Source organism: Nonomuraea sp. NPDC059194, assembly GCF_042754765.1.
Classification (GTDB): domain Bacteria; phylum Actinomycetota; class Actinomycetes; order Streptosporangiales; family Streptosporangiaceae; genus Nonomuraea.
This window is the reverse complement of record NZ_JBHZBH010000020.1, coordinates 70,798-92,580: the sequence shown is the minus strand read 5'-3', so window position 1 is coordinate 92,580 and position 21,783 is coordinate 70,798. Positions and strand designations below refer to the sequence as shown.

23 protein-coding genes are annotated in these 21,783 nt (G+C 71.3%); 12 read left to right on the top strand and 11 right to left on the bottom strand.

What is annotated here, in order from left to right:
* Window positions 1–6: 6 nt before the first annotated feature.
* On the top strand, window positions 7–984 hold the full coding sequence (locus tag ACFXJ8_RS24135; protein ID WP_379646193.1) for a DUF5937 family protein: 978 nt from the start codon (window positions 7–9) through the stop codon (window positions 982–984).
* Between the two features lie 4 nt (window positions 985–988).
* On the opposite strand, the gene ACFXJ8_RS24130 is transcribed toward ACFXJ8_RS24135, so the two are convergent.
* Entirely contained in the window at window positions 989–1,612 is a 624-nt protein-coding gene (locus tag ACFXJ8_RS24130; RefSeq protein WP_379646192.1) for a response regulator, read from the bottom strand.
* Window positions 1,609–2,811, bottom strand: a complete 1,203-nt coding sequence (locus tag ACFXJ8_RS24125; RefSeq protein ID WP_379646191.1) for a sensor histidine kinase — start codon at window positions 2,809–2,811, stop codon at window positions 1,609–1,611. Before ACFXJ8_RS24125 ends, ACFXJ8_RS24130 begins: the two co-directional genes overlap by 4 nt.
* Before the next feature lie 149 nt (window positions 2,812–2,960).
* Between ACFXJ8_RS24125 and ACFXJ8_RS24120 the strand changes: the two genes are divergently transcribed.
* A complete protein-coding gene (locus ACFXJ8_RS24120; RefSeq protein ID WP_379646190.1) occupies window positions 2,961–4,013 on the top strand; it encodes an ABC transporter permease in 1,053 nt (350 codons plus the stop codon).
* Between the two features lie 101 nt (window positions 4,014–4,114).
* Complete coding sequence (locus ACFXJ8_RS24115) at window positions 4,115–4,801, top strand: ABC transporter ATP-binding protein (RefSeq protein ID WP_379646189.1); 687 nt, start codon at window positions 4,115–4,117, stop codon at window positions 4,799–4,801.
* Here the strand turns inward: ACFXJ8_RS24115 and ACFXJ8_RS24110 are convergent.
* Entirely contained in the window at window positions 4,782–5,249 is a 468-nt protein-coding gene (locus tag ACFXJ8_RS24110) for an SAM-dependent methyltransferase (RefSeq protein WP_379646188.1), read from the bottom strand. The two genes, ACFXJ8_RS24115 and ACFXJ8_RS24110, sit on opposite strands and share 20 nt — an antisense overlap.
* Before the next feature lie 106 nt (window positions 5,250–5,355).
* Between ACFXJ8_RS24110 and ACFXJ8_RS24105 the strand changes: the two genes are divergently transcribed.
* The 4 genes from ACFXJ8_RS24105 (at window position 5,356) to ACFXJ8_RS24090 (ending at window position 10,250) form a co-directional block, all read left to right on the top strand.
* Complete coding sequence (locus ACFXJ8_RS24105; RefSeq protein ID WP_379646187.1) at window positions 5,356–7,353, top strand: hypothetical protein; 1,998 nt, start codon at window positions 5,356–5,358, stop codon at window positions 7,351–7,353.
* Window positions 7,319–7,453, top strand: a complete 135-nt coding sequence (locus ACFXJ8_RS24100; protein WP_379646186.1) for a hypothetical protein — start codon at window positions 7,319–7,321, stop codon at window positions 7,451–7,453. Before ACFXJ8_RS24105 ends, ACFXJ8_RS24100 begins: the two co-directional genes overlap by 35 nt.
* Window positions 7,454–7,610: 157 nt before the next feature.
* Entirely contained in the window at window positions 7,611–8,513 is a 903-nt protein-coding gene (locus tag ACFXJ8_RS24095) for a hypothetical protein (RefSeq protein WP_379646185.1), read from the top strand.
* A gap of 39 nt (window positions 8,514–8,552) precedes the next feature.
* A complete protein-coding gene (locus ACFXJ8_RS24090) occupies window positions 8,553–10,250 on the top strand; it encodes a serine/threonine-protein kinase (protein WP_379646184.1) in 1,698 nt (565 codons plus the stop codon).
* A 9-nt stretch (window positions 10,251–10,259) separates the two neighbouring features.
* Here the strand turns inward: ACFXJ8_RS24090 and ACFXJ8_RS24085 are convergent, their stop codons facing one another.
* A complete protein-coding gene (locus tag ACFXJ8_RS24085; RefSeq protein WP_379646183.1) occupies window positions 10,260–11,282 on the bottom strand; it encodes an aldo/keto reductase in 1,023 nt (340 codons plus the stop codon).
* A gap of 129 nt (window positions 11,283–11,411) precedes the next feature.
* Here ACFXJ8_RS24085 and ACFXJ8_RS24080 point away from each other — a divergent pair, with 129 nt between their 5' ends.
* A complete protein-coding gene (locus tag ACFXJ8_RS24080; protein ID WP_379646182.1) occupies window positions 11,412–12,257 on the top strand; it encodes a helix-turn-helix domain-containing protein in 846 nt (281 codons plus the stop codon).
* A 9-nt stretch (window positions 12,258–12,266) separates the two neighbouring features.
* Here the strand turns inward: ACFXJ8_RS24080 and ACFXJ8_RS24075 are convergent, their stop codons facing one another.
* From ACFXJ8_RS24075 to ACFXJ8_RS24065, 3 genes are all read right to left on the bottom strand, one after another.
* Window positions 12,267–12,779, bottom strand: a complete 513-nt coding sequence (locus tag ACFXJ8_RS24075) for a DUF3995 domain-containing protein (protein WP_379646181.1) — start codon at window positions 12,777–12,779, stop codon at window positions 12,267–12,269.
* Complete coding sequence (locus ACFXJ8_RS24070; protein ID WP_379646180.1) at window positions 12,766–13,218, bottom strand: hypothetical protein; 453 nt, start codon at window positions 13,216–13,218, stop codon at window positions 12,766–12,768. The genes ACFXJ8_RS24075 and ACFXJ8_RS24070 overlap by 14 nt, the downstream gene beginning before the upstream one ends.
* A gap of 79 nt (window positions 13,219–13,297) precedes the next feature.
* Complete coding sequence (locus ACFXJ8_RS24065; protein WP_379646179.1) at window positions 13,298–13,708, bottom strand: hypothetical protein; 411 nt, start codon at window positions 13,706–13,708, stop codon at window positions 13,298–13,300.
* Between the two features lie 57 nt (window positions 13,709–13,765).
* Between ACFXJ8_RS24065 and ACFXJ8_RS24060 the strand changes: the two genes are divergently transcribed.
* Genes ACFXJ8_RS24060 through ACFXJ8_RS24045 form a run of 4 tightly spaced genes read left to right on the top strand, consistent with a single transcriptional unit; the run spans window position 13,766 to window position 18,741 of the window.
* Window positions 13,766–14,536, top strand: coding sequence for an SAM-dependent methyltransferase (locus ACFXJ8_RS24060; RefSeq protein WP_379646178.1), 771 nt, complete (start codon window positions 13,766–13,768; stop codon window positions 14,534–14,536).
* A gap of 48 nt (window positions 14,537–14,584) precedes the next feature.
* The gene (locus ACFXJ8_RS24055; RefSeq protein ID WP_379646177.1) at window positions 14,585–18,121 is read left to right on the top strand and encodes a protein kinase; all 3,537 of its coding nucleotides are present in this window, start codon (window positions 14,585–14,587) and stop codon (window positions 18,119–18,121) included.
* Between the two features lie 57 nt (window positions 18,122–18,178).
* Window positions 18,179–18,373: a toxin-antitoxin system HicB family antitoxin gene (locus ACFXJ8_RS24050; protein WP_379646260.1), complete on the top strand. Its 195-nt coding sequence runs from the start codon at window positions 18,179–18,181 to the stop codon at window positions 18,371–18,373.
* Window positions 18,370–18,741: a type II toxin-antitoxin system death-on-curing family toxin gene (locus ACFXJ8_RS24045; protein WP_379646176.1), complete on the top strand. Its 372-nt coding sequence runs from the start codon at window positions 18,370–18,372 to the stop codon at window positions 18,739–18,741. The genes ACFXJ8_RS24050 and ACFXJ8_RS24045 overlap by 4 nt, the downstream gene beginning before the upstream one ends.
* A gap of 206 nt (window positions 18,742–18,947) precedes the next feature.
* Here ACFXJ8_RS24045 and ACFXJ8_RS24040 read toward each other — a convergent pair whose 3' ends face one another.
* The 4 genes from ACFXJ8_RS24040 to ACFXJ8_RS24025 form a co-directional block, all read right to left on the bottom strand.
* Window positions 18,948–19,295, bottom strand: coding sequence for a PRC-barrel domain containing protein (locus tag ACFXJ8_RS24040; protein WP_379646175.1), 348 nt, complete (start codon window positions 19,293–19,295; stop codon window positions 18,948–18,950).
* Between the two features lie 159 nt (window positions 19,296–19,454).
* Window positions 19,455–20,378 carry an NAD-dependent epimerase/dehydratase family protein gene (locus tag ACFXJ8_RS24035; protein ID WP_379646174.1) on the bottom strand — a complete coding sequence of 308 codons (924 nt, stop codon included), beginning with the start codon at window positions 20,376–20,378 and terminating at the stop codon, window positions 19,455–19,457.
* A complete protein-coding gene (locus tag ACFXJ8_RS24030; RefSeq protein ID WP_379646173.1) occupies window positions 20,375–20,767 on the bottom strand; it encodes a hypothetical protein in 393 nt (130 codons plus the stop codon). The genes ACFXJ8_RS24035 and ACFXJ8_RS24030 overlap by 4 nt, the downstream gene beginning before the upstream one ends.
* Window positions 20,768–20,856: 89 nt before the next feature.
* Window positions 20,857–21,783: a hypothetical protein gene (locus ACFXJ8_RS24025; RefSeq protein ID WP_379646172.1), complete on the bottom strand. Its 927-nt coding sequence runs from the start codon at window positions 21,781–21,783 to the stop codon at window positions 20,857–20,859.

The window sequence follows — 21,783 nt, the reverse complement described above, 5'->3', positions numbered from 1 at the left end:
TCATCTGTGGCTGAATCCTCGTTCGCCGAGTTCGACTTCTCCTCCGCCGACCTGGCTCGGCTGCGGTTCGCCTTCTCGCCGGTGTCCGAGGCGGTCGCAAGCCTGCGCATGCTGCAGGATCCCGACCGGCACGCACTGCACCTGCCGTGGATCCGTGCCGTCCGACCGCGGCTCGCGGCGCTGGACCTGCGGCTGCTGTTCGCGCTGGTCCCGCTAGGGCCGTACTTCGCCGACTTCCTGACGCCGCCGCCGACCAGCCCGCTGCCGGACGTCACCGCCGAACTGGAGCTGGTCGCCGCGGCCGACCTGGACGAGGCGGTGTCCGAGGTGTCCAGGCTGCCAGGCGCCGACACACCCGTGGTGCGGGAGTTCCTCGACGACCCGGCGGCCGGGGTCGCCCGCGTGGCGGCCGAGCTGCGCCTGTACTGGGACACGGCGTTGGACCGGTTCTGGCCGCAGATCCGCGGCCTGTTCGAGTCGGAGGTGCTGCGCCGGTCCAGGCAGCTGGCGCGCGACGGGGCCGGTGCGATGTTCAACGACCTGCACCCGAACATCACCTGGAACCAGGGCAGGCTTCGGGTGCGGACCCGTGCCTGGCGGCGTAGCGGGCCGCTCGGCGGCGACGGCATGATCCTGGTCCCGAGCGTCTTCCACTGGCCGGACACGATCGTGATGGCCGAGCCGTACCAGCCGAATCTGGTCTATCCGGTGCCCGGCGTCGGCACGGTCTGGTCGCACGGGGCCGTCCCCACCCCCGACGCGCTCGACGCGCTCATCGGGCGGACCCGCGCCCGGGTGCTCGTGACGCTGAGCGACGCGGCCACGACGAGCATCCTCGCGCGGCGGCTGTCCATGGCGCCCGGCGCGGTCAGCCAGCACCTGAAGGTGCTGCTGGAGAGCGGTTTGGTCAGCAGGCGGCGCAGCGGTCGTGAGGTGTTCTACGAGCGCTCCCAGTTGGGCGACACGCTGTGCGCGGCCTCGTGACCTGTCAGGAGGGGCGGATGAGCCCCCTCCTGATGGCCGCGGCGACCGCCGCCGTGCGCGAGTCGACGCCGAGCTTGGCGTAGATGTGCACCAGGTGGGTCTTGACGGTGGTCTCGCTCAGGAACATCGTCCTGCTGATCTGCCGGTTGGCCAGCCCGGCGGCGACATGGCCGAGCACCTCCAGCTCGCGCGGGGTGAGGGTGGTGTCGGGGGCGCGCACCCTGCCCAGCAGGCGGGAGGCGACGCTGGGCGCCAGCGCGCTGCTTCCGGCCGCGGCCGAGCGGATCGCGGCGTGGAGTTCGTCGGAAGGGGCGTCCTTGAGGAGGTAGCCGGTCGCGCCCGCGTCGATCGCGGCCAGGATGTCGGCGTCGGTGTCGAAGGTGGTGAGCACCAGCACCCGGGGGCCGCCCAGGGCGACGATCCGCCTGGTCGCCTCGCTGCCGTGGATTCCCGCGCCGAGCTGGAGGTCCATCAGGACCACGTCGGGTTCGAGCCGCCGGGCCAGCTCGACGCCGTCCTCGCCGGTGGCGGCCTCGCCCACCAGCTCGACGTCGGGTTGCCCGGCGAGCATGGCGCGGATGCCCGAACGCACCACTGGATGGTCGTCCACCAGGACGATGCGGATCACCGTACCTCCCTCGGGGGCAACGGCAGCGTGGCAGCGACGGCGGTTCCCTCGCCTGGGGCCGACTCGACGGTCAGGGTGCCGCCCAGGGCGGTCACCCGGTCGCGCATGACCCGCAGACCGTAGCCGGTGCCCGCCTGCGGGTCGGCGGTCCGGTGCGGGTCGAAGCCGCGCCCGTCGTCGTAGACGTCCAGTACGACCAGGTCGTCCAGGTAGGTGAGGGTCACCCGGGCGTTGTCGGCCGCGGAGTGGCGGCTGACGTTGCCCAGCGCGCCCTGGGCGACCCGCAGCAGCACCAGGTCGTAGTCGGCGGGCAACGGCACCGGCACGCCTGACACCTCGAACCGCACCCGCGCGGCGCTGCCGGCGACGGCCGAGTCGCTGATCCTGCGCAGCGCGGCGGTCAGCGAGGAGTGCTGCAGGGCGGGCGGGGCCAGCGCCCTGACGAAGTTGCGCGCCTCCTCCAGGTTCTCCTGCGCGGCGTGCTCCGCCTCGGCGATGCGCAGGGCCGCCTCATGCGGGCGCTCGGCGAGATCGCGGCGGGCGGCGCGCAACAGCAGGATGATGCTGGACATGCCCTGCGCCAGCGTGTCATGGATCTCCCTGGCCAGGCGTTCGCGCTCGGTCAGCCGGGCCGCGTCGCTCTCGGCCTCGACGAGCTTGCCGCGGGTGCGGACCAGGTCGTCGATCAGTATGCGACGCTGCTCGCTCTCGGCGTACAGCGCCTTGTAGACCAGTGCCAGCAGCGTGGCCACGGCCGCGCCGATCGTGGGCCCGATCACCTGGGCCGCGGTCATCGCGCCGGTGTGCCAGCCGGCCGCCCCGATGGCCGCCACGGTCAGCACGGCCACCCCGGGCAGCGCGACGGCCAGCGGCAGCAGGTGCAGGTAGGCGAAGAAGAGCGGGAAGGCCAGCCAGACGAACTGCGGCGCGGCCAGCGCCAGCGCCGCCCAGCCGAGGGTGACCACCACCAGCCAGGTCCGGCCCAGCAGCAGGTGCGTGCGCCCGCCGAAGTGCGGCAGCCGCCCCTCGACGACGATCCCCGCCGCGTAGAGGACTCCCAGCAGCCCGCCGCCCGCCACCAGGGCGCTGCTTCCCTCTCGGGCGACTCCGGCGACCGCGATCACCAGGAGGATCGCGAACGTGCCGTGGATGGCCCACCTGAGCAGCCGGAGTGCGGGCGGGAACGGAAAGTCCATCATTTCTCGCTCAGCGTAGGCGAGGGCGCGTCGTGCGCGGCATCGTTCAAAAGGTGTATTCCGGCCGACCGAAGAGGCGAAGCGCGGGCCCGACCGGCTGACCCAACCTTGGGAGGTCCGTGTCAACCCACACTCCAACGGAGGGCTGCGCCGTGTTCGTGGCGCTCAGAGACCTGCGTTTCGCCAAGGGGCGCTTCGCCCTCATGGGCGGGGTCGTCTTCCTCATCACGCTGCTGGTGACCATGCTGTCCGGCCTGACCGCCGGGCTGGCCCAGGAGAACATCTCGGCGGTGGAGAACCTGTCCGCCGACCACATCGTCTTCGACGGCGGGGACAAGCCCGCCTTCGCCGACAGCCGCATCACCGACCAGACCTGGCAGGAATGGCGGAAGGTGGGCGGAGTCACCGCCGAGCGGCTCGGCGTTTCCATGGGACGGCTCAGCTACGGCGACGCCGGCGCCGCGGCGGCCGTCTTCGGCGTCCAGCCCGGCGGCAGGCTTTCGCCGCCATCGGTCGACACGGGCAAGGTCGTGCTGTCGGCCGCGCTCGCCGCCGACAGCGGCCTCGCGGCCGGTGACAAGGTACGGCTCGCCGGCCGGGACTTCACCGTCTCCGGCACCGGTGGCGAGGCCTCCTACAGTCACGCGCCGGTCGCGTGGATCAGCATCGACGACTGGGAGTCGCTGGGCGGCGCCGACACCGTGGCGACGGTTCTCGCTCTGCTCACCGACGGCACGCCCGACCTCGCGGGGGCCGACGAACGGCTGGGCACCATGACGGTCCCGCTGGCCGACGCGCCCGCCGCCATCGGCTCCTTCTCGTCGGAGAACGGCTCGCTCCAACTCATGCGCGGCTTCCTGTTCGCGATCTCCGCGCTGGTCATCGGCGCGTTCTTCACCGTCTGGACGATCCAGCGGCGCGGTGACGTCGCCGTGCTCAAGGCGCTCGGCGCGAGCACCGGCTACCTGCTGCGTGACGCGCTTGCCCAGGCCGTCATCGTCCTGCTCCTCGGGGCGGGCCTCGGCGGCGCGCTCGGTGCGGGGCTCGGCGCGCTGGCGGAGGGCACGGTCCCGTTCGTGCTGTCGGTGACCACCACCGTCGTGCCGGTCGCCGTCATGATCGTCCTCGGTGCGCTCGGGGCGGCGCTGGCCATCCGCAAGATCACCTCCGTCGACCCGCTGACCGCCCTGGGAGCCTCCCGATGACCGATCCGCTGACCGCCCTGGGAGCCTCCCGATGACCGATCCACTGACTGCCCCGGGAGCCTCCCGGTGACCCTTTCGCTGACTGCCCTGGGAGTCTTCCGATGACCCTCAAGCTCGCCGACATCGTCCTGACCTACCCCGACGGCGACCGGACGCTCACCGCGCTCGACCACGTCGACCTGGCCGTCGCTCCGGGCGAGTTCACCGCCGTCGTCGGACCGTCAGGCTCGGGCAAGTCGAGTCTGCTGGCCGTCGCCGCCACCCTGGTCACCCCCACCTCCGGCACCGTGGCCGTGGCCGGGCACGAGGTGTCGGCCATGGGCCAGGCGGCCAGGACCCGCGTCCGCCGCGACCACGTCGGGATCGTGTTCCAGCAGGCGAACCTGCTGCCCTCCCTCACCGCCCTCGACCAGCTCCTGGTCGTGGCGCACCTGGCTGGCGGCTCACCTCGCGCGGCGGTCGCCCGGGCCCGTGAGCTGCTGCTGGCCGTGGACCTGGCGGGCAAGGAGCACAAACGCCCCCACCAGCTGTCGGGCGGCGAGCGGCAGCGGGTCAACATCGCCCGCGCTCTGATGAACGAGCCCGAGGTGCTGCTCGTCGACGAACCCACCAGCGCGCTCGACCATGAGCGCGGCGAGCGGGTCGTCTCCCTCCTGGCTGAGCTGACCAGGCGCAACGACCTGGCCACCGTGATGGTCACGCACGACCTGGCCGCCCTGTCGGCCGTGGACACCGTACTGACCATGACCGACGGCAGGCTCGCCTCGGTCAGTAGTAGTGGCGCATGATCTCGGTTGCCCAGGCGGGCTGGGTGGTGGGGTCGAGGGGGCCGAACTCGGTCATGTACGGCTTGATGTCGAGCACGGGAGTGCCGTCCACCGCGTCCAGACCCTGCACGTGCACCTCCAGCCCGTCGACCTTGACCAGGCGGCAGCGGGCGAGGCCGAGTCGGTTGGGGCGGTTCTTGCCGCGCTGGGCGAAGATCCCCACCAGCGGCCAGTCGGTGTTGCCCCGGGGATGGCGGGCTCCGGTCTCGATCTTCTCGACGGGCACCCGGTCGAAGAAGTAGATGACCTCCAGGTGCGAGAACCCGTCCAAGCCGGCCAGCGCGTCAGGAGCGAACTGCGTCGCATCCAACCGGATGACCGCGGTGACCGTACCCCAGTCGTCGTCGAAGACCTCCTCCCGCCCGCCGACTACCTGACCGATCGGCCGCGAAACCACCTCATCGAGCATGTGCCCCCCTTTCGTCGTGAGTGCACACTACTGGCCCGCGTCCTTGACAAGATCACCGTCAGTTGATGACGGTGGGGAGCCTGGGGTTCCCCGCCGAAAGGACACCATGGACCTATCGCTTCGCGTCGGAAAAGGCAGGCTCATCCTGGGCGCGGCCGACGGAGCGCCGCTGCGCTTCGAGCACCCCGACCTGCCAGGGCACGGATTCCTCCTGGACGAGGCCACCGAACGCTGGCACACCGCCGAGAACCGATGGGGCACCGGCTTCCTGGTCAGCGATCTGGGTACCTGCCGCTGGAATCGGCCACGCCGGGTCGAGGCCGACACCGACCAGGTCACGGTCGTCCACGACCTGCTGCCCGGGCTCGAGTTGGAGGTCACCAGGACTGGCGGTGAGGTTCTGGTCGAGTCCTATCGGCTGGTCAACGCCCTGGACCGGGACGTACAGGTGACCGGGCTCGGCATCCAGACGCCGCTGCGCGACATCTACCCCAGCGCTGAGGAGAGCCTGGCCGGCGCCTGCCACGCCCATGTATGGACCGGCGGCTCCTGGTCGTGGGTGCTCGCCCAGCCGATGTCCGGCCAGACGCCGTTGCTGGGGCTGATCCTGCGCGAGGGCGCGCTCTGGTCGTACTCGATCGAGTCACGCAACCACGCCTCCGGCTCCAATGTGCGCGGGCACGTGGTCCTCCAGGCGACCGACCTCGCCCGCAATCCCGCTGCCTTCGGCGGTCAGCCCACGGTGACCGTGCCCGCCCATGGCACCTTCGAGCTCACCTGGGAGCTGGCCTGGTACGACTCGGTGCCGGCGTTCCTCGATTCCTCCGCGCCTCCGGTACGGCTCCCGCGCCTGCACGCCGAACTCGGCCAACCACTTCTCACCGAAGGAGCGGTCTCCTCCAGCGACGCCGACGTGGTCGGCGACTCGGTGTACGGGCGGCGACATGGCATCGCCTACCTGGAGATCGGAGCGCACGCGCGCACCGCCGTGCTCTTCCACCTGCCACGGCGTGAACTCGTCGAGCGGCGCATCCGTTACATCCTCGACCACCAGCGGCCCGTCGAGCGAGGCGAGCCCTTCCGGCATGCCTTCGTCCCGGTGGACTCGGCCACCCGCATACGGCAACTGACCAGCGGCTGGGCCGACTGGTCCGACGGGGCGGAAAGGCTGGCCATGCCGCTGCTCCTCCAGCAGGCCAGACGCCGGGGCTGGGGTCCGCTCGACGAGATCGACAGCGCTCTGGAGGGCTTCGCGACCTTCGCCAGATCGTGCCTCATCGCCACCGACGGATCGGTGACATGGGGCAGCGACACCACCGTCGACAAGCCCCGCCTCTACAACATCCCGTGGCTGGCCCAGTTCTTCGCCGACCAGCACGTGCTCTACGACCGGAGCGAGGATCTCGACCAGGCCGCCCTGCTGCTGGAACGCAGCTACGCCCTGGACGCGGTCCAGCACCTGTCGATCGGCCAGCCCGAGGCCGTCGTCCAGGTGGCCGCCCTGCTGGAGGCCGCGGGCGACCCGGACCGGGCGTCGAGCCTGCGCGCCTCTCTGCTGGAAAACGCCGCCCATTTCGCCATGCTCGGTCCAGACCTGCCGAGCCATGAGGTGAACTACGAGCAGTCCATGGTCGCGCCGCTGGTTTCGCTCTTCGCGATCAGCTACGACCTGTCGGGCGACCCCACGCTGCTCACCCCGCTGACCGAATCGCTGCGCTGGCTGCGCGCCTTCGGCGGTCCACAGCCTCACGCCCGGCTGCGTCACATCGGCATCCGGCACTGGGACGGCTACTGGTTCGGCCGCAACCGCCTCTACGGCGACGTCTTCCCGCACCACTGGAGCGTTCTGACGGCGGTGGCCCTCACCCAGCTCCCGCGGGAACTCAGGACAGCGGAGACCGACGCCACCGCCGAGGCGATCTTCGCTGCCAACCTTGCCCTCTTTCGTGAAGACGGCTCGGCGTCCTGCGCCTTCGTGATGCCCTCGAGCGTGGACGGGCGGCCGGGCTACCGGGACGATCCGCTCGCCAACGACCAGGACTGGGCCCTGACCCTGTGGCTGCGCACCGATGGCGCGGGCGCTGTCAGCGCTGCGGAGGCGTGACGACGACCACGAGCTCGCCCAGGGCTACGAGGAGTTCACCGGCCCCGGCAACAGGCTCTTCGCCGGGGAAGAGAACAGCGCCATCTCCTGCCCCAGCTGAACCAGGGCCGGTTGAGGGTTCACCGTGCGCTGCGGCCGGGCTCGGGCCGCAGCGCACCGTGAGCTCGCACCGGAATGCCCGCCGGGATGCGCGGCTGATCAGCGCGTATATCTCGCGTCAACCGGCTGTCTGCGGCGGGCCCGCATGATCTTTCGTCGTGACTTCTCAGTCTTATTCGCCAGAACAGATAGTTCTCCCACCGGCGCCAGAGCCAGAGCCAGAGGAGAAGGGGAGCATCCTCGAGGTCCTCGAGAAGATCGGCTCGTTCCTCGTCCCGGTCGGCGTGACGCTCTACGCCCTGCTGTACATGGGGATCAAGGAGATGTACGCGGTCTTCGGCATCAACCCCGAGCAGGCGGGCATCGACCAGTCGGTCCTGCTCGGCCGGCTCCTGGGCACGCTGATCCCGCTCCTCATCGGCCTGGCCCTGGGCGTCGGCGTGCTCGTCGGGCTCGGCTGGCTGGCGAACGTGATCACCAGGGGGTGGGCGGGCCGGGCCGTCCAGGCGATACGGAAGCGGCCATGGATCGTCGCGACCATCGCCGGGCTCTGGGCCGGCCTCACCTACCTGGGCTTTCTCTACCTCTCGGTGGAGGTCGACGGCACGGCGCTCGGGGACGGGCAGGTGCTGCTGGCCGCCCTCCTCGGCGTGCTGGCCTACGCGGTGCCGTTCCGGCTGCTGCGCCGCAGGCCCGTCGGCCGCGCGGGAACGAAGGTGCTGCTCGGCGCGCTCACCGGCGTCGGCCTCGGCTACGTGCTGGTCGTCCAGCTCGTGTACGGCGCGGCCGACGTGCAGGAGACCGGCCAGGCCAACACCCTGCTCGACCTCGTCGGCTTCCAGGACCAGTGGGCCAGGCTCCAGGACGGCGACGGCAAGACGCTCTACGACGGCCGGTGGATGATGCTGCTCGGCGAGAGCGACGGCACCTACTCCTTCTACGACTGCGACAGGATGGAGACCTTCCGCCGCTCCGGCGAGGGCACGATCCTCACCGACGTGCAGCTCTCGCCCGAGCGCGAAGAGGGCTTCACCTGCGGCGACCTGGCGAAGAAGGAGTAGCTGTTCCGTACGGCGCGGCCGTACCTCTAAGGTCGTTCGGTGACCTTCGCGGAAACACAGAAGTTCGGCCCCTATGCCACCGAGAAGGTCCTCGGATCGGGCGGGCAGGGGACTGTCTACCTGGGCCGCGGGCCCACCGGTGACAAGGTCGCCATCAAGGTGCTGCTCGCCGCGGTGGCACGCGACGAGGGCGCGCGGCGGCGCTTCCATCGCGAGGCGGAGGCCACGCGGCAGGTGGCGGCGTTCTGCACCGCCCGCGTGCTGGACGCCGGAGTCGAGGGCGACCTGCCGTACATCGTCAGCGAGTACATCCCAGGCCCTTCACTCGACGAGCTGGTCGCGACCGAGGGGCCGCGAACGGGCGGCGGGCTGCAACGGCTGGCCGTGGCGACGCTGACCGCCCTCGACGCCATCCATCGGGGCGGGATCGTGCACCGCGACTTCAAACCGAAGAACGTGATCATGGGCCCCGAGGGGCCGGTGGTCATCGACTTCGGCATCGCCAGGGCGGCCGAGCACACGGCCACCTCCACGGTGATGGGCACGCCCGCGTTCATGGCTCCGGAGCAGTTCGAGGGCACCTCGGTGACGGGGGCGGCCGACCTGTTCAGCTGGGCCGCGACCATGCTCTACGCGGCCACCGGGCGGCTGCCCTTCCGCGGTGACACGGCGCCGTCGCTGATGCACGCCATTCTGACCACCGAGCCCGACCTGAGCGGCGTCCCTGACGAGCTGCGGCCGATCCTGCACGCCTGTCTGCACAAGGACCCGGCCGCCCGGCCCACGGCCGAGGCCCTGCTCGGCCGGATCACCGGCGCCGTCCGGCCGCACACCATGGGGTCCGAGTCCGCTCCGGTGGGGTCCGGCACTGTGGGGTCCGGCACCGTGGGGTCAGGCACCGTGGGGTCCGGCACCGTACGCCTGCCGGAAGGCGAGCAGCCCACCTCCGCCGTCCCCTCCCACCCGACGAGCATCCTTCCGCCGCCGAACGTTCTCCCGGCGCAGAACCCCCACCCCGGCGCTCACCTCGGCCCGCGCCCCGCGCCCCACGCCGCCCCGTTCCCTCCTCACCATCCAGGCCCGTACGGCTATGCGCCGCCACGTCCGCCCGCGCCGTCCTCGGGCAAGCCCAGCCTGGTCGCGGGGACGTTCGCCTTCGTCGCCGCTGTGCCGTTGCTCGTCGCGTCCGTCGTCTACTCGCTGTCCATCTGGGAGCGGCTCACCACCGACGGCTCGTTCGACCTGCCGCACCCGGTGAACGCCGACCTGATCCGCTCGATGGCGCTGGCGGTCGTCGTGGTTCCCCTGTTCATATCGATGTGGCGGGCCTCGCGGCCCGCGGCGATCGTCGGGCTGGCCCCCAGCCTCCTCGTGGTCCTGGTGCCGCTGAGGTTCCTGCCCTCGCGAGTGCGGCACGGGCTGGAGGACGTGCTCGGGTTCGACCTGGCAGCACTCCTGGACGTGGCGTTGCTGCTGGAAGGCATGGCCTTCCTCACCGCGAGCGTGCTGCTGTGGCGGTGGAGTCGCGCGATCTCCATCCTGGGCGTGCTGAGCGGCGGCCTGCAGGTGATGGCGGGCGCCGCGAGCCTCCTCGAAGACCCGAGGGACCACGGGTTGGTGGCGCTTCTCGTCATGGCGGCCGCTCCTTCGGCGGCGCTGTGGTGCCTCGCGACCGCGGGAGTGGTGATCATGAAGACGATGCGGGCCAGATCCGCCGCGCTCGATCACCTGACCTGATGGTCGTGTTCAGGGCCGGTTGGCCGGCTCGCCGAACACCCACGGATCGGCCTCGGCAGCGGCGATGAAGTCGCCGGGGAAGCCGAGCTCGAACGCCGTCGCCGACTCCAGCCGCCGTACCGACTCCTCGGGAAGGACGACCTCGGTAGCCCCCAGGTTGTCGGTGAGCTGCTTGACGTCGCGCGCTCCGACGATCGGGTGGACGGCGGCGGACCTGGTGCGCGTCCAGGCGATCGCCACCTGGGCAGGAGTGGCGCCCACCTCGTCCGCCACCTCGCGTACGGCCCGCGCGACGGCGTGGTCGCGCGGGGTGAGAGCGCCGGGGTCGACCCTGGTGGTCCCGGCCGGCGGGTCGCCCTGGCCGGTGAACTTGCCGGACAGCACGCCGCCGGCCAGCGGCCCCCACGCGGCCACGCTCAGCCCGAGCGCCTCGGCCATCGGCAGCAGCTCCCGTTCGACGTCGCGCTGCAGCAGGTTGTAGGGAACCTGCAGGCCCGCGAACGGTGTCCAGCCGCGCCACTCCGCCAGCGTGTTGGCGCGGCTGACCAGCCAGGCGGGAGCGTCGGAGATGCCCACGTAGAGGATCTTCCCGGCGCGTACGGCGTCGTCCAGCGCGCGCATCGTCTCCTCCACGGGGGTGTGGCGGTCCCAGATGTGCACCCAGTAGAGGTCGAGGTAGTCGGTGCGCAGCCGGCGCAGGCTGCGCTCCAGTGTCAGGGTGAGGTTCTTGCGGTGGTTGCCCGAGGCGTTCGGGTCGTCGCGGTCGCGGGAGATCGTGTACTTGCTGGCGACGACGAAGCGGTCGCGGCGGCCGTCGAGCAGCTCGCCGAGCACCTCCTCGCTGTCGCCGTACGCCGAGGCGGTGTCGATGACGTTGCCTCCGGCGTCGGCGTAGGCGTCCAGCATGGCCCGGTACTCGCCCAGTGCGTCGGGGCCGCCGCGTTCGAAGCCACCGCGCTCGAAGAAGGTCATGGCGCCGAAGAACAGCTCGGACACGCGCAGCCCGGTGTTGCCCAGCAGTCGGTAACGCAAGAGAGGGGGTCCTTTCGGAAGGATGTGGTGACGCGTCCGAGCCTGCCGGGCCGTACCGTCGCCGGGGAGACCGCCGTGAGGCTGGCCCTCCCAGGGCAAGGATCGCGGTGGCGCATAGACTCCCGGTCCATGGGCGACAACGAGCTGGGCCTGTTCCTGCGGTCCCGGCGGGAGGCCGTCGCGCCCGCCGACGTGGGGCTGCCGGACGGCACGCGCCGCCGTACCCCCGGGCTGCGCCGCGCCGAGCTGGCCACACTCGCGGGGGTCAGCGTCGAGTACCTCACCCGGCTGGAGCAGGGACGCGACCGCCGCCCCTCCGCCGAGATCCTGGCCGTGCTCGCCGACGCGCTGCGCCTGTCCGCCGACGAGCGGATCCATCTGCACCGCCTGGTCAAGGCGGGCAGCGGTGCCGGCGCCTGCCTGGGCAGTGCGCCGCCGGCCCGCGCGGTGCGCCCGACGGTCAGGGCGCTGCTCGACCGGCTGGAGCCGGCACCGGCGCTGGTGGTCAACCAGCTGGGCGAGGTGCTCGCCCGTACGGCCGGCTTCGAGGCGCTGGCGGGACCGGCCGGCGTGCTGGAGGGCCGGCCGCCCAACCTGGCCAGGTACGTCTTCACCGACGCTCGCGCGCGTGGCGTCTTCCCCGACTGGGAGAGCGTCGCTGACGAGCGGGCCGCCGACCTCAGGGCCGCGGCGTCTCTCGGCGACCCTTACGCCGCCGCCCTGGCCGACGAACTGGCCGTCACCGCCGGTGCCCGCTTCACCGACCGGTTCACGGCCTCGGCCGCGCTGCCCTGCCGTACCGGGGTGGAGCGGTGGGCGCATCCGGTGGCCGGTGAGCTGCTGCTGGCGTACGAGAGTCTGGAGCTGCCCGGCGCGGAGGAGCAGCGGTTGGTCGTCTACCTGCCCGCCGACGACGCCGCCTCGGCCGGGCTCGACCTGCTGTCCCGGCCCGGCCAGGTCGCGCTCCACGGGTGATCGACCGGCTCACCCGGCGGTGGCTCTCCTGCCGAGCCGCCATCCGGCCGTCGCCCAGCACGCACCCCAGAGCAGGAAGAACGGTGACCACAGCAGCAGATCCCAGCGCGCCAGGTCGGTGGCCAGCGCGGTGTGCTCGGGCGGCGGCGGGCTGACCCCGGTCAGCAGCAGGACGTCGCCGACGAAGCCGAACCCCACCACCCCGATCGACCGGGCGATCATGAAGATCCCGAGTGTCCAGGTGATCAGGAGCAGCAGCCGGCGTGGTACGGCCGCGCCCCAGGGCCGTACGGTCGCCAGCGCGACGATCACGCCGACCACCGCGGCGGCGAACAGCACCCAGTGGCTCGCCACGAACAGCGGATCCCGCGCGAGCAGCCGCTCGCGCAGCTCCGGCGGCAGCGGGTCCTTGTCGGCCAGCGCGTTGGCGCCCAGCGCCTGCGCGAGCTTCATCGACCCGTAGGCCGCGGCGCACACCGCCGCCCCGAACCCGCCCAGCCGAGCCCGGTCAGTGCGCGACACGTCTCGTCCCCACCACGTAGGACCGGGTCATCTCCAGGAACAGCCCGATGACGACGAGCCCGAGGGCGCCGTGGTACCACTGCCATCCCACGCCGATGCCGACGAACCCGTCCACGATCATGATCCCCGCGCCGCCGCCGACGGCCAGCAGCATCAACGCCAGCACCATCAGCATCAGCGCTCGCGGCACCCTGCGCCCCAGGACGGTGACCGTGGCGAGGGCGACGCACGCGCCCAGCACGCCGGAGGCGACCGCGAGCCACTGCGCGGTGGCGGCGTCCAGGAAGTAGCCACTGGTCTCGGCGGCCGACACGGGCGGGCCGCCGGGGAAGCCGAGCTGGGCCTGCAGGGCGAAGGCGGCCTTCCCGGCGGCGTACCCGAGGAACAGCACCGCCACCGCGAAAGCCGGCCAGCGTCGTCTGCGATGAGAATCGGCCATGGCTCGACCGTAGAGACCGCTGACCTGGTGCGACCTCCCGCAGAAGAGTGAGGTGCCTCCCCCTGCGGGGGGAGGCCTGTCAGCTCCCGGTGGTCTGGAGGGGCGCGTCGACCTCCTCTGCCTTCTGCGCCCTGCGGAGCGCGAGCATCGCGGTGAGCGCGAGGAGAGCCCCGATGGCGGCGCAGACGACGGCGACCACGTTCAGCCCGTTGGTGTAGGCCTCGCGGGCGCTGGCGAGCAGCTGCCCGCCGACCGAGGGGCCGGCCGCGAGCGCTCCTTCGAGGCTGTTGCGGGCGGATTCGGCCTCGGCCGCGGGAAGCCCGGCCGGGACGCTGACGTCCCAGTGGGGACGCCGCTGCCCGAGGGGGAGCGCGACGATGTCGACCGCATCGCGAAGCGGGCCAGGCAGGCTCTCGGCGCGGCGGAGTACGACTCGCAGTTCGCGAGGGGCCGGGAGTCCGAGCTCGACGCGTCGTTGGCGGCGGAGCACCGATAACCGTTTGCGGGCTGCCTTTTCGGTGTGGTGGGATGCCGCGCTGTGACAGCTGTGCGTGATCTCATCCGGCCCGACGACTATCCCCGTTCGTCCCGCTACGACCCCGCGTGGCTGGTCGGCCTGGACATGGGGCCGAACCCGCTGTGGCTGCTGGAGGACCTGTCGCGCGACCTCGACCTCAAGCCCGGCATGCGGGTCCTGGACCTCGGCTCCGGCATGGGCGCGACGTCGGTGTTCCTGGCCAGGGAGTTCGGCGTGGACGTCGTGGCCGCCGACCTGTGGATCGCGCCGGAGAAGGCCGAGGCCGTCTTCGCCGAGGCGGGCGTCGCCGACCGGGTGCGGGCCGTCAGCGCCGAGGCGCACGCGCTGCCGTTCGAGCCGGAGTCCTTCGACGCGGTCGTCAGCATCGACGCCTACGAGTACTTCGGCACCGCCGACAGCTACCTGGCCTACATCACGCGCTTCCTCGCGCCCGGCGGTCAGCTGGGGATCGCCACCCCTGGCATGACCCGCGAGGTCCGCGACCTGGGCGTGATCCCGCCGCACATCAAGGAGCTCGTCGGGTGGGAGGCGATCGCCTGGCACACCGCCGAATGGTGGCGCTTCCAGTGGGACATCACCGAACTGGTCACCGTGACCTCGGCCAGGCTGCAGGAGGACGGCTGGCGCGACTGGCTGCTGTGGGCGCGCGCCTGTCTCGAACACCAGGCCAACGACAGGGCCGCCGACCGGGACGTCGTCGAGCGGACCATCGCCATGCTGGAGGCCGACCAGGGGGAGTACCTGTCCTTCGCGCTGGTGACAGCGACCAAGAACACCTGACCCGGGTGATTCGCGAACTTTGTGGCGGCGCGGGACATCCAAGATCCCGTGACTCTGGTTGAGGGAGACCCGCGACGGATCGGGGCCTACTGGCTGGCCGGACGACTGGGCGCGGGCGGCCAAGGCGTGGTCTACGAGGCGTACGACCAGGCCGGGCGGCGGGTGGCGATCAAGATGCTGCACGGCGTCGACGTGGGCCTGCTCCAGCGTGAGGCCACCGCGGCCCAGCGGGTCTCCTCCTTCTGCACGGCGGCCGTGATCGAGGCCGACCTCGCCGGGCCCCGGCCGTACCTGGTCAGCGAGTACGTGGAAGGGCCCAGCCTGGGCGCCGCCGTACGGGAGGGCAGGGTCTTCACCGCCGGAGACCTGCACCGGCTGGCGACCGGCGTGGCCACCGCGCTGACCGCGATCCACGACGCGGGCGTGATCCACAGGGACATGAAGCCGGACAACGTCCTGCTCGGTCCCGACGGCCCCCGGGTGATCGACTTCGGGCTCGCGCGGACCCTGGAGATGTCGCTGACCGCGACCGGGCTGATCTCGGGAACGCCCACGTACATGGCGCCGGAGGTGTTCACCGGCGAGCGGGCCGGGGCGCCCGCCGACGTGTTCGCCTGGGGCGGGATCATGCTGTTCGCCGCGACCGGCAGGGACCCGTTCAAGGCCGAGACACTGGGCGCGGTCATGCACCAGGTCATGTCGGTCGAACCGGACCTCACCTGCCTGCCGGAGTCGCTGCGCCCGCTGGTCCACGCCGCGTTACGCAAGGATCCGCTGGCCCGGCCCACCGCCCGCGCCCTGCTGCTGGCCCTGATCAGCGGCGACGGGCAGCTCGACACGGCCAGGCTGCTGGCCGAAGGCGGCCGGGCGGCCCATCTCACGACGCAGGCGCACGATCCCGGCCTCGGCCCGCTCGCGGAGGAGGCCTACGGCATGCTCGGCCCGGCCGAGCGCGAGCTGGCGGCGCAGGTGTTCCTGCGGCTGGTGACGGTCGACGAGGACGGCGAGCTGACCGTCCGGCGGGCCCGCCTCAGCGAGTTCGCCGAGGCGCGGGGCGTGCTGCGGGTCTTCGGCTACCTCCTGGAGATCAACGGCGACGAGGTACGGCTGGCCCGTCCGGCGCTGCCGTACGCGTGGCCCCGGCTGCGGCGATGGATCGAGAGCAACAGGGACGGCCTGGCCGTCCACCGCGACATCCTGGCGGCGGCGCGGCGGTGGGACGAGCGCGGACGGCGCGACGGCGACCTGTTCGCCGGGCACTCGCTGGAGAACGCCCTGCAGTGGGCGGCCACCGGCCGCAGGGACATCACGCTGGCCGGGTTGGAGCGCGACTTCCTGGACGCGGGCGCCGCGCTGGGCCGCCGCAGGGCGCGCAGGACCCGGCTGGTGTCGCTGGCACTGGCCGTCCTGCTGGTCGTCTCGCTGGCCGCGACCGGCGTGGCGGTGTGGCAGGGCAAGGTGGCAAACGACCGGTTCCGGGTCTCCGAGGCGGCCAGGATCGCGGCGGCCTCGGGGACGGTCCGGGCCACCGATCCGGGGCTCGGCGGGTTGCTGGCAGTGGCCGCGTGGCGGCTCGACCCGAGCGCGCAGACCCGCAAGGCCATGAACGACTCGCTGGCCAAACGCGAGACCGGCGTGTTCCAGGATCCGGCGGCCGAACCCGACACTATCCGCACCCTCAGCGCCGACAGCCGGACCCTGGTCAGCGTCAGCGGAAACGAGGCGCGGCTGTGGGACGTGGTCGCCCGCCGTCGGGTCGGGACCCTGAAGCTGGAGGTCAAGGGCACGCCGATCGACATGGCGCTGAGCCCGTCCGGCGCGGTGCTCGTGGTCCTGACCAGCAAGGGCGTGCACGCGTGGGAGGTGAAGACGGGCAAGCTCCGGCGCGCGTGGCCGTTCCGCGCCGCCATCGGCGGCGACCAGTTCGACCTGGCCTCCGTCAGCTTCGGCACGGTCGACCGCTACGTGGTGCTGCAGCGGGAGAGCTTCACCCTCTGGGATCTCGACACGGGACGTGTCGCGCCACTGCCCGGCTTCTGGAACGGCGCGATGGCCCCGGACGGTTCGGCGGTCTACATGCAGCATCGCAACACCAGAACCATCGGCAGGTTCGCGCTGCCCAGCCTCAAGCTCACCGGCACCAGACCGGCACAGGAATCGTGCAAGTACTGCCCCGACCCGCTGGCCGTCACCAGGAAGGGCTGGCTGGTCGAGGTGCTGCGGGGGTGGCGGCTCGGCGTGGCCGACCTGAAAGACCCGACGGGCTTCTCGGTCGGCGAGCTGACCGACGGCGGACCGGACCAGTGGAACCAGGGCAGCGTGGTCTTCAGCCACGACGACAGGCTGTTCGCCTCGGCGACCGACGGCCAGATCCAGCTCTGGGGGGACGGCATGCTCCTCACCACGCTGACCGTGAGCTCAGCGCCCGACCCCACCCAGTGGGCGGCCAGGGTGATGTCGCCGCAGCCGCGATTCGACCCGGACGGCAGGACGCTGCGCTACCTCAGCGAGGACCGCGTGTTCTCCGTCGACTTCTCGGCGCTCACCGCACCGGCTGACGAGGCGTCCCACACGGCGGCCATCAGCCCGGACGGCACGCTCAGCGTGGACCTGCGCGGCGGCGGCACCGAGGCGCCCACCAACGCCTACGTGCGGAGTGCGAAGAGGCGCGACCTGCTCCTGCGCGGCGGAATCGACAGCGAGTTCGCCTTCACCGGCTCGGCCTTCAGTTCGGACGGCAAGCTGATCGCGCTGTCCACCTTCGAGATCTCCAGCAGGTCGCCCGACGACGTCGAGAACATCAGCCGCCTGCGCATCTACGACACCGCGACCAGGAAGGAGATCAAACGGCTCACGCTGAGCTCCGTCGGCCAGGCGTTCCTGCGCGGCGTCAGCCCCGACGGCGGCACGATCGCGGTGGAGCTGCTGCTCTCGGACGACTCGACGAAAACCACCCTCCAGCTCTGGGACTGGAAGGCAGGCCGCGCGCTGTGGTCGGCCAAGCTGAACGGGCTGACCGACGTCGCCTTCTCCCGGGACGGGGCGCGGCTCGCCGTACTGGCGCGGGAGTCGGGACTGCTGGACGCCGCGACGGGAAAGCGCCTCGGCACGGCGCTCTCCGCCACCGGCCGGACGACCAGTCTCGTCCACGGCGCGTTCACCCGGGCCGGGCTGCTCGTCACCGCCGACAGCCGGGGACGGCTGACCGTCTGGAACCAGGACGGCTCGCCCAGGACGGTCATCAGAGGCGTGCCCGGCGCGCCCACGGCGCCACTCGTCGTCTCGGCGACGGAGGACCTGGCCGCCCTGGTGGGCGGTGACGGCAGGCTCCGCCTCTACGACCTGACGCTGGGGCAGTCCCTCGGCGCGGTTCTGGACGACGATCGCGGAGTCGTCCAACGGGCGGCCTTCACCTCGGACGGCGCCCGCCTGGTCACCTTCGACCAGTTCGGCGCGCGGCACGAGTACCCCGTGGCCGCGTCGGCCGTGGCCGAGGCCCTGTGCGGCAGATCCGGCCGGACGCTCACCGAGCAGGAGTGGGCGGCCCACCTGCCGGACGTCGCGTCGGTGCAGGTGTGCGGCTGACGCCGCCTACTCTTACTAACGGATGATATCAGAATTTGATATCATCGCTATGTGAACATGCAGCTCCGCCTCCCCGACGAGGTACACCAGCGACTCAAGGACGCAGCCGCCGAAGACGGTGTGTCCGCCAACACCGAAGCCGTCACAGCCATCGAGGACTACCTGGCCCGTCGGCAGACCGACAAGGCCCGGGCGTTCGCCAAGATGATCGCCGAGCGTGACGCCGAACTACTGGAGCGGCTGAGCCAGTGACGCTCTACCTCGCCAAAGCCGACGTGCTCGCCTTGGCCGAGGGAGTGCTGCCATCGGTGCGGATGCGCGACGCCGGGCAGCTGCACGCCGCCGTGCTCCGGCCGCAGACCACTGCCTTCGGTGCTGAGGCGTACCCCACCATCTGGCACAAGGCCGCGGCCCTCCTGCAGAGCCTCATCATCGGCCATCCCCTCATCGACGGAAACAAGCGGCTCGGCTGGGCCGCCACCGCCTTCTTCCTCCACCTCAATGGCGAAACCCTCGGCCACAGCGATGTGGACGCCGCCTACGCGCTCGTCATCGCCGTGACCACCGGCGAACTCGACGACGTCGAGGAGATCGCACAGGCATTGCGCAAACTGCCCTGATCACGCTGAACGAGGACGTCCCACCAGCCCGGCTGGGAGGTGACCGGGAGCCTCATTCAGTGGATCCGGAGTTCGTGCGACCCGCGCCGCGACGCGCTCACCACCGACTGAGCACGACCGCGAGAAGCCGGGTGTGAGAAGCCGGGTGTTGAGAGCCGGGCGTTGAAAAGCCGGGCTCCCGGCTGGGGAGCCCGGCAGGACCCGGTCTACATCATCGGGAAGCGGCCGTAGTACTCGCCGACCTCACGCCGGTAGGTGGTGTCCTTGTAGGACTTTTCGTCGAACTCCGGAGCGTCCTTGATCTCGTCCTTGGTGCGGGCGAGGTAGACCTTCTCCTCCTGCGGGTCGATCCTGATGATGGTGCTGGCGGGCATGACGACCTTCTTGCCGAAGATCCAGAACCCGGTGTCGACGACGAGGTAGCTGGCGCCGACCTCGTTGCTCTCCTCGTCCACCGAACCGATCTTGCCGTCGGTGGCCTCGACGTCGTAGCCGACCAGGCTCATGGTCGAGTCCGAGACGATGTCTTCGCGGTAGCTCCAGGCGTCGCTCATGTATGTCGCTCCCTCATCACTCGTGGATTGTGGTCGGTCAGCTACCCGGCCAACGCTCCCGAAACGCCCAGCCCAGTCACATCACCCGGCATGCGCTTCTTTGCGGGATCGATACGCTGGTCACCGCGGTGATCCTCGTGCAGCCACAGGTGCGGAGGCTCAGCCGGCCGCCAGTCCTTCGCGGAGGTTGCGGTACGCCGGGGTCCAGCCGAGGTCGCGGGTGGCCTTGGCGTGGGAGATCCGCATCGTCGTGTCGATCATCAAACAGCCCAGATAGGGTACGGCCAGCCGGATCAGCCACCTCGGCGTCACGACCGGACGCGGGGTGCCGTGTGTGCGGGCGACCGTGGTCAGGAAGTCACGCCAGCTCGTCGGCTGGTCGTCCACGATGTTGTAGGCCTGCCCGGCCCGGCCGTGCTCCATGGCGGCGACGGCGGCCGCCGCGGCGTCGTTCACGTGGATGAAGCACGTGGTCCCCGTTCTCCCTCGGGGCAGGACCGGGGCCCGCTTGCGCATCAGGTCGGCGAACATGTCGCTGAAGGCGTTCCTGCCGTAGAACATCCCGTACCGCAGGGCGATGCCCTCGATGCCGTCGGCGGTGAAGACCTGCCGTTCGGTCGCGACGCTGGAGTCGGCCACCAGGTCGCCCACGTTGCCGACGTGCAGGCCGAAGACGTCGTCCTCGGTCAGGATCCTGTCGCCGTGGTCGCGGTAGCCGTACCCGGTGATCAGTGACTGGGTGACGAAGCGGCGCGCCCCGACCAGCCGGGCGGCTCGGAGGAGCTGTTCGGTCCCCTTGTCGCGCAGGGCGAGGGTGGGGTCGTCGGGGCGCAGCCTGGGGCTGGCGTCGCGTAGCGCGGTGGCCTGGTGCATGACGACGTCGGCCGGGTGGCCGTCGACCGCGCGCAGCAGTCCGTCGCGGTCCATCACGTCCGCGATCACCGGGAGTGCGCCGCGTTCCTCGACGAGCCGTCGCTTGGCGGGGTCACGGATGATCGCGATGGTCTCGTGTCCCGCCGCGGCCAGGGCTGACAGCAGCGGCAGCCCGATCGCGCCGGTGGCGCCGGCCAGCAGCACCCTCATCGTGCCTGCTCCTTCGCCTGACGCGTGCGCAGGTGGCGGACGCGGAACACGATGCCGACCACCGCGACGAGCGTCTGGGCGCCGATCACGTAGGGATCGCTGGCGGCGCCGCCGAGATGGGAGTCCATCGCGTGGTTGACCGTGTGGATGAGGCTGGCGGCGGCCAGGCCGACGAGCGCGACCAGGATGGCGTCCCGCCAGATCAGCGCCGCCACCAGCGCGATGCCGATGCCCAGGTGGAAGGCGCCCAGGTCATGGAGGAAGTGCTCGTGCCGGGGAAAGTTGACGTAGTCGGCGAACTGTCGCGGCCACCCCCACATCCAGACGCCGAAGACCAGTGTGTAGAGCGCGCTGAGGGCCACGACCACGTTGGTGACGGTCCGTGCCATGTCGACCTCCTTGTCTTATCGAACGCATCGTCTTGTCGAATGCACGGGTAGGACGAGACAGAGAGTCCGGCTGTGACAAGTAGGCAGGCTTAGCTGGGATCGAAATGGGGATTGGGGAGGAACTCGTCGGTTCTGTGGTCGTACGCACCCCGGATGAAGCGGCGATGAACTCCGCCCGGGAACGTGACCGTCTCCTGGGCATCGCCCCTGGAGAATCCGCCTGAGGTGCGAACCTGATAGGTGTAGCCGCCCCTGGCGTAACCTTCCGCTATCTCCTGGTCCAGGGAGGTGTAGACCCGGTCGCCCGGATGGTACGGGCGAATGCCCTGCTCGAAGATCCGGTCAGGGGAGGCCGGGGAGCCGTGGTACACAGGCGTGCTCTCGGTACGCCAACGGTTGCCCGGCCGCCGAGCCTCCTCGGCCAGAACGTCGTCCACGGGCGTGTGGCGGTCCGCCGCGGCCGCCAGGTAGTCGGGCTTCGGCGTGGCGGGCGCCGTCCGGCCACGACCGCGCAGGAGGCCGGTCTGGCCGGTACCGACCCGGCCCGCCCGCTGAGTCTTCAACAGGCTCGTGAAGATACGTCCGACACGGCCCAGCGCGTCGCGGAGCATGGCGCCGAACCGCACGGCCCGGGCCGCCAATTGGGGGAGCAGGTGCGGGGCGAACGCGACCGCAATGCCGGCGGCGACCGCGACCCCCGCCAGCAGGCCCCCGACCCACTCGATGATGCCTTTCGAGACGCGCAGGCCGTCGGCGGCCGTGGTGAGGCGGTCGGCAAGGTCGCTCGCCTGGGGTACGGCGCCATCGCTGCTGGTCATATAGGCATGCAGAGCGTCGCTGGCCGGTCCCTGGTTGGCGGCTCCCAGCCGGTAGGCGTGCCCGCCCGCGTGGGCCAGCAGCCGGTGATGGGCGGCGGCCCGGTCCAGCTCGCCGATGTGCTTGTCGAGCAGGGCGGTGTCCGGCAGCGGAGGGATGCCGAGGAGGGCGAGACCGGTGATGACCGCTGGTTCGCTCAT

Excerpts from the sequence above, each read along its gene's own strand:
- ACFXJ8_RS24125 (WP_379646191.1), bottom strand. The coding sequence starts at position 2,811 with ATGATGGACTTTCCGTTCCCGCCCGCACTCCGGCTGCTCAGGTGGGCC.
- ACFXJ8_RS24115 (WP_379646189.1), top strand. The coding sequence starts at position 4,115 with ATGACCCTCAAGCTCGCCGACATCGTCCTGACCTACCCCGACGGCGAC.
- ACFXJ8_RS24110 (WP_379646188.1), bottom strand. The coding sequence starts at position 5,249 with ATGCTCGATGAGGTGGTTTCGCGGCCGATCGGTCAGGTAGTCGGCGGG.
- ACFXJ8_RS24105 (WP_379646187.1), top strand. The coding sequence starts at position 5,356 with ATGGACCTATCGCTTCGCGTCGGAAAAGGCAGGCTCATCCTGGGCGCG.
- ACFXJ8_RS24100 (WP_379646186.1), top strand. The coding sequence starts at position 7,319 with ATGGCGCGGGCGCTGTCAGCGCTGCGGAGGCGTGACGACGACCACGAG.
- ACFXJ8_RS24080 (WP_379646182.1), top strand. The coding sequence starts at position 11,412 with ATGGGCGACAACGAGCTGGGCCTGTTCCTGCGGTCCCGGCGGGAGGCC.
- ACFXJ8_RS24070 (WP_379646180.1), bottom strand. The coding sequence starts at position 13,218 with ATGGCCGATTCTCATCGCAGACGACGCTGGCCGGCTTTCGCGGTGGCG.
- ACFXJ8_RS24050 (WP_379646260.1), top strand. The coding sequence starts at position 18,179 with ATGCAGCTCCGCCTCCCCGACGAGGTACACCAGCGACTCAAGGACGCA.
- ACFXJ8_RS24040 (WP_379646175.1), bottom strand. The coding sequence starts at position 19,295 with ATGAGCGACGCCTGGAGCTACCGCGAAGACATCGTCTCGGACTCGACC.
- ACFXJ8_RS24035 (WP_379646174.1), bottom strand. The coding sequence starts at position 20,378 with ATGAGGGTGCTGCTGGCCGGCGCCACCGGCGCGATCGGGCTGCCGCTG.
- ACFXJ8_RS24030 (WP_379646173.1), bottom strand. The coding sequence starts at position 20,767 with ATGGCACGGACCGTCACCAACGTGGTCGTGGCCCTCAGCGCGCTCTAC.
- ACFXJ8_RS24025 (WP_379646172.1), bottom strand. The coding sequence starts at position 21,783 with ATGAGCGAACCAGCGGTCATCACCGGTCTCGCCCTCCTCGGCATCCCT.